This is a genomic window from Ectopseudomonas oleovorans, from assembly GCF_029845265.1.
GTDB lineage: Bacteria > Pseudomonadota > Gammaproteobacteria > Pseudomonadales > Pseudomonadaceae > Aquipseudomonas > Aquipseudomonas oleovorans.
Genome location: NZ_JAOCLK010000037.1, coordinates 43,139 through 49,495, shown reverse-complemented (window position 1 = coordinate 49,495; position 6,357 = coordinate 43,139). Strand labels below are relative to the sequence as shown.

Annotated in this window: 5 protein-coding genes; 4 read left to right on the top strand and 1 reads right to left on the bottom strand. The window is 64.2% G+C overall.

Going from position 1 to position 6,357, the window contains the following annotated elements; translation table 11 throughout:
• Positions 1-9 precede the first annotated feature (9 nt).
• From N5J71_RS17155 to ggt, 4 genes are all read left to right on the top strand, one after another.
• Positions 10-1,608 carry a GMC family oxidoreductase gene (locus N5J71_RS17155; RefSeq protein ID WP_279917295.1) on the top strand — a complete coding sequence of 533 codons (1,599 nt, stop codon included), beginning with the start codon at positions 10-12 and terminating at the stop codon, positions 1,606-1,608.
• A 104-nt stretch (positions 1,609-1,712) separates the two neighbouring features.
• Positions 1,713-2,195: a pantetheine-phosphate adenylyltransferase gene (gene coaD / locus N5J71_RS17150; protein WP_279917294.1), complete on the top strand. Its 483-nt coding sequence runs from the start codon at positions 1,713-1,715 to the stop codon at positions 2,193-2,195.
• Between the two features lie 197 nt (positions 2,196-2,392).
• Positions 2,393-2,644, top strand: coding sequence for a YfhL family 4Fe-4S dicluster ferredoxin (locus N5J71_RS17145; RefSeq protein ID WP_003464019.1), 252 nt, complete (start codon positions 2,393-2,395; stop codon positions 2,642-2,644).
• A gap of 110 nt (positions 2,645-2,754) precedes the next feature.
• On the top strand, positions 2,755-4,413 hold the full coding sequence (gene ggt, locus N5J71_RS17140) for a gamma-glutamyltransferase (protein WP_279917293.1): 1,659 nt from the start codon (positions 2,755-2,757) through the stop codon (positions 4,411-4,413).
• Positions 4,414-4,508: 95 nt separating this feature from the next.
• On the opposite strand, the gene N5J71_RS17135 is transcribed toward ggt, so the two are convergent.
• The gene (locus tag N5J71_RS17135) at positions 4,509-6,344 is read right to left on the bottom strand and encodes a Na/Pi cotransporter family protein (RefSeq protein WP_257597207.1); all 1,836 of its coding nucleotides are present in this window, start codon (positions 6,342-6,344) and stop codon (positions 4,509-4,511) included.
• Positions 6,345-6,357: the final 13 nt, after the last annotated feature.

Genomic DNA, 6,357 nt, shown 5'->3' with positions numbered 1-6,357 from the left:
GAATTCGAAATGCCCGTACCCGATCTGTTCAAGCAAGGCCTGGCCAGGGGTTGGAAAACCCATGACGGTTCGCGTCTGGAAAACGACCTGACCCTGGAAGTCGATGTCGCCATCGTCGGCAGCGGCGCCGGTGGTGGCACCACCGCGGAAATCCTCAGCGCGGCGGGTTACAAGGTGCTGCTGATCGAGGAAGGCCCACTCAAGACCAGCGACGACTTCAAGATGCAGGAAGCCGACGCCTACCCGACCCTCTATCAGGAAGGCATCGGCCGCATGAGCAAGGACGGCGCCATCACCATCCTGCAGGGTCGCGCCGTGGGCGGCACGACGCTGATCAACTGGACCAGCAGCTTCCGTACCCCGCCACAAACCCTGGCGCACTGGGCCGAGGCACATGGTGTGAAAGGCCATGACGTGGCGTCCATGGCGCCCTGGTTCGAGAAAATGGAGCAGCGTCTGGGCGTCGCGCCTTGGGTGGTGCCGCCGAACGCCAACAACGAGGTGATCCGCACTGGCTGCGACAAGCTCGGCTATCACTGGGCAGTGATCCCGCGCAACGTGCGCGGCTGCTGGAACCTCGGCTACTGCGGCATGGGCTGCCCGACCAACGCCAAACAATCGATGCTGGTCACCACCATCCCCGCGACCCTGGATGCTGGCGGCGAGCTGCTGTACCTGGCGCGCGCCGACAAGCTGGTGATCGAAGGTGACAAGGTCGTCGGCATCGACTGCCTGGGCATGGACGAACGCTGCGTAGCACCCAACGGCAAGCGCATCCGGGTCAAGGCGCGGCATTACGTGCTGGCCGGCGGCGGCATCAACACCCCCGGCATCCTGCTGCGCTCCGAGGTGCCCGACCCGCACAAACGCGTCGGCCGGCGCACCTACCTGCACCTGGTGAATTTCTCCGCGGCGCAGTTCGAGCAGGTGATCAATCCCTTCTACGGTGCGCCGCAGTCGCTCTACTCCGATCATTTCCAGTGGGACGACGGCACCAGCGGGCGGCTCTCCTACAAACTGGAAGTACCACCGCTGCAACCGGCGCTGACCGCCACCCTGCTCGGAGAGTTCGGCCGCGAGAACGCCCTGCGCATGGAGCAACTGCCGCATACCAACGTGATGCTCGCCCTGCTGCGCGACGGCTTCCATCCGGACAGCGCCGAAGGCCGTGTGGAACTGCGCGGCGACGGCAGCCCGGTGCTCGACTACCAGATGACCGACTACACCTGGGACGGCGTACGCCGCGCCTACCTGACCATGGCGGAAATCCAGTTCGCCGCCGGTGCCAAGGCGGTGATGCCGACCCATGCCGATGCGCGTTACGTCGGCAGTTGGAAGGAGGCCCGGGACATGATCGAGAACCTCGACCTGGCGCTGTACCGCACCCGCCTGGGCAGTGCTCACGTGATGGGCGGCTGCGCCATGGGCGAGGATGCACAGCAGGCAGTGGTCGACAGCCTGGGCCGGCACCATCACCTGGCCAACCTGTCGATCCACGACGGTTCGCTATTTCCCACCAGCATCGGCGCCAACCCCCAACTGTCGATCTACGGCCTGACCGCCAAGCTTGCGACGCTGCTGGCCGAGCGGCTGAAAAGCCCGAGCTAGACGCTACTGCCCTGGCATGGGAGAACGCAACGCAGGCCGTGGCTTGGCCGCTGGCATGCGCTGCGCTACCATCCGACTCCTTTTCGACCCGCCAGGACGTCCCGATGAATCGAGTGTTATACCCCGGCACCTTCGACCCCATCACCAAAGGCCATGGCGATCTGGTCGAGCGCGCCGCGCGGCTGTTCGATCACGTCATCATCGCTGTCGCCGCCAGCCCCAAGAAGAACCCGCTGTTCCCCCTGGAGCAACGTGTCGAGCTGGCCCGAGAGGTGACCAAGCATCTGCCGAACGTCGAAGTGGTGGGTTTTTCCTCGCTGCTGGCGCACTTTGTCAAGGAACAGAACGCCAATGTGTTTCTGCGTGGCCTGCGTGCGGTGTCGGACTTCGAGTACGAATTCCAGCTGGCCAACATGAACCGCCAACTGGCGCCGGACGTCGAGAGCCTGTTCCTCACACCGTCGGAGAAGTACTCCTTCATTTCCTCGACCCTGGTGCGCGAGATCGCCGCCCTGGGTGGTGACATCACCAAGTTCGTTCACCCCGCCGTGGCCGACGCGCTGAACGAGCGTTTTCGCAAAAGCTAAGCAAGATCGACTTTTAGCAGGAGCCCCACCCCGGGGCGAAGCTTGTCTGGCGAAACTCAGATTCGCGGCGCGGCGCCGCTCCTACAGTGAGCGGTGCCTAACTGTCCAGCCTCATGGCACAAGCCGCACCAATCCGGCACAATTGCGCCATTGTTGTCTGCCAGTGTCGAAGCCTGCGCCTCGACAGGAGTTGCCCCATGTCCCTGATCATCACCGACGATTGCATCAACTGCGACGTCTGCGAACCCGAGTGCCCCAACGGCGCCATTTCCCAGGGTGAGGAGATCTACGTGATCGACCCCAACCTGTGCACCGAATGCGTTGGCCACTACGATGAGCCGCAATGCCAGCAGGTGTGCCCGGTGGACTGCATCCCGCTCGACGAGAACAATGTCGAGAGCAAGGATGAACTGATGCACAAATACCGCATCATCACCGGCAAGGCCTGATTCTCCCCGGGAGACCGCCGGTCTCCCGTTTCCTCCGCGCCCATTGTGCCCCCTCGCCCGAGCGAGGCTGTTAAGCTTCCAGCCTCCTTCAGCCGCCTCAGGTAGATCGCATGTTGCGCAAACTCCTGCTATCAACCTTGCTGCTCGGCGCCAGCCTGCTGGCCCATGCCGCCCCGCAGCAACCCGCCATTGCCACCGCTCACCCCGCTGCCACAGCCGCTGCGCAGCAGATGCTCGACGCCGGCGGCAATGCCTTCGACGCCGCCGTCGCCGCCAGTGCTGCCCTGGCAGTGGTCGAACCCTACGGCTCAGGCCTTGGCGGCGGCGGCTTCTTCCTGCTGCGAACTGCCGGCGATACGCCAGGCTACGACTTCCTCGATGCCCGCGAACGCGCACCGCTGGAAGCCAAACCGAATCTCTATGTCCGCGATGGCAAGGTGCAGCGCGAGCTGTCGCTCAACGGCGCACTGGCTGCCGCCATTCCGGGGCTGCCAGCAGCATTGGTCGAGCTGGCGGAGAAGCACGGCCGCCTGCCGCTGAAAACCAGCCTGGCACCGGCGATTCGCCTGGCCAATGAAGGCTTCGCGGTGGACCGTGTCTACCGCGAGCGCGCGACCTGGCGCCTGGCAGCGCTGCGTGACGATGCCGAAAGCGCCAAGCTCTTTCTTGACCGGGGCGAAATCCCCGCCGAGGGCCATCTACTGCGTCAGACGGATCTGGCTGCCACCCTGCAGGCGCTGGCCGAACATGGCCGGGAGGGTTTCTATAATGGCCCGATAGCCGAGCGCCTGATCAAAGGCGTGCGCCATGCCGGCGGTATCTGGACCGAGGATGACCTGCATGAGTACCGTATTGCCCGCCGTGCGCCGCTACATTTCTCCCTGGAAGATGGCCGCGAGCTGATCAGCGCACCGCCGCCCTCGGCGGGCGGTATAGCCCTGGCGCAGAGCCTGGCGATTCTCGAACAACTGCCCTGGCGCGACGCCGAGCCCGTACAGCGCGTGCACTATGTGGTCGAAGCCCTGCGCCGCGCCTACCGTGACCGGGGCCTGCTCGGCGACCCGGACTTCGTCAAGAATCCGGTCGAGCAACTGCTTTCGCCTGGGCATCTGGCTGTACTGGCCGGCAGCATCGACCCCGAGCGCGCCACACCCAGCGCCAGCCTGCCGCCGGCCGGCACCTGGCACGAGGGCGACCACACCACCCACTTTGCCGTGCTCGATGCCGAAGGCAATGCTGTCGCTGCAACGCTGTCGATCAACCTGCCCTTTGGCGCCGCCTTCACCGTACCCGGCACCGGTGTACTGCTCAACGACGAGATGGACGACTTCGCCGCCGACGTGCAGGGCGCCAACGCCTACGGCCTGACCGGCAGCCAGGCCAATGCGATTGCCGGAGGCAAGCGGCCGCTGTCGTCGATGAGCCCCAGCTTTATCGAGAGCAGCGACGAGTTCGCTGCCTTCGGCACGCCGGGCGGCAGCCGTATCCCCAGCATGGTGCTGCTGTCGATGCTCGAGTACCTGGACGATCAGCCCATCGAGCGCTGGCCAGCCGTGGCACGCTATCACCACCAGTTCCTGCCCGACGTGATCGAGCACGAGCCGGACACCTTCAGCGCTGAGCAGATCGCCGAGCTGCAACGGCGTGGCCATGAACTCAAGCGCCTGGATCGGCAGTACGGTAATCAGCAGGTGCTGTTCTGGGACAAGGTCAGCGGCGAAGTGAAGGCCGCGAGCGATCCTCGCGGGATTGGCACAGCGACGCCTTGAAGCGCAGCGCCCGAATGTGACCGTGGCCCGGATGCAATCCGGGGAAACTGCACAACCGCTCCCGGATTTCATCCGGCTACGGGCTACGCCTTGTGTCAGGAGAGCCTGATCAGGCTCTCCTGCTCCTCACCGAACTTGCGCAATTCGCGGAACAGCGCCTGCTCGTTGCTCAGCATCAGCACGTTGCGCAGGCTCTGGAAAATACGGCTGACATAACCCAGGTCGTTCATCAGCGAGCTGGTCTGCAGGCCATCCAGACGGCCGTCGCGTACCTCGGCGAACAGGCGCTGACGAAACCTCGCATCGAAGCTCGCCGCCTGCTCATCCAACCAACGCAGGCGTGACTGCCACATTTCGTCAGGCATGTCCGAGCGTGCCAACTCACGCACCTCGTGCAGGGTGGTGAGCAAATGGCGACGCAGCTCCACATAGGCATCACGCACCGCCGAGGGTGGTGCGTCCAGATAATGGCCAAGATTCTTCTGCAGGTGCTTGGCGTCCTTGACCGCATCCACCAGTTGCAGCGCCGCCAACTGGCAACTGACCCAGAACTGCTGATGCGCTTCGTCCATGGGCAGTTCCATGCGCCCCATGAAGCTCAGCAGATCGCCATACACACCCTTGATATGGAATTGGTACAAGTGCTCCGCATCGAAGCCGCCCTGCGTGGGCTTGGCCTGCAGCAGTTGCTCATCCGCCCGTGCACGCGCCAACTGATCAACCGGCAGATAGAGTGCATGGCAGATCACCTCGAGGCTCAAGCGGCCAAGGTGCCCCAGCTCCTGCACCACCGCGCCGGAGGCGGCATCCACCGAATCCAACGCCCGTTCGTTGAGGTAGCGCGCTCGCGTTCGCTCGGGCTCGGCGACTTTCTCGCTCGCCAGTTCGGTGATCAGTACCTGTGGCTCGCTACGTTCCGGCAGCCAGCGGATCAACAACTGCGCCAGACGCCCCTGCAGCGGCCAGAACAGCGCAACGCCCATGGCATTGAACAGGGTGTGGAACATCGCCAGTTGGATCAGGCTGTTTTCGCCAAGCCCCAGCGGTTCGGCCAGCGCGTGCACCAGCCAGGTCAGCGGCTCGAGCAGGATGAATGCCAGCACGCCAGTGACCACGTTGAACAGCACATGGGCCAGGGCAAGGCGCTGCCCGCTGCGGTTGCCGCCCAGCGAGCCGACGAAGCCGGTGGTCACACTGCTGCCGATATTGGAGCCAATGGCAATGGCCAGACTCTGGCTCAACTCCAGCTGACCGCCAGCCAACGCTGCGAGAGTCAGCATCAGGGTCGCATGGCTGGATTGCAGCACCACGGTGATGGCCATGCCTATTGCGGTGAACAGCAGCGCGCCGCGTAGCCCGCCTTCCTGGTATGCACTCATGTCCAGACCATCGCCAAAGCTGGCGAAGCCTTCCTTGATCTGATCGATCCCCAGGAAGATGAAGGCAACGCCTAACACGATACGCCCGGCCGCCTTGCTCTTCGCCCCGAAGAAACCGGCCAGCACACCGAACACCAGCAATGGCAAGGCCAGCGGACTGAGGCTGAGGTTCTGTCCCGCCAGCGCCAGCAACCAGATACCGCTGGTGGCGCCGAGGTTGGCGCCGAAAAGAATGGCGATGCCGCCCGCCAGTTGGATCAGCCCGGTGCTGATAAAGGCGATGGTCAGCAGCGACACCAGGGTGCTGGACTGCAGCAACAGGGTGCCGCCGACGCCGAACAACAGGCTCTTGAAGGGCGTGGACGTACTGCGCCCGAGTATCTGCTCCAGCTTGCTGCCGGCCAGCTGACGCAGGCCGTCTTCCAGGCACTGCATGCCAAACAGGAAGATCGCCAGCCCGGCGCAGAGTTGCAGCCAGCCCTGGCTGAACCAGAACGAGGCGATCAGCCCCATTACCACCAGCAGCAATATCACCCAGCGCAGGTACTTCATCACTACCGCTTCT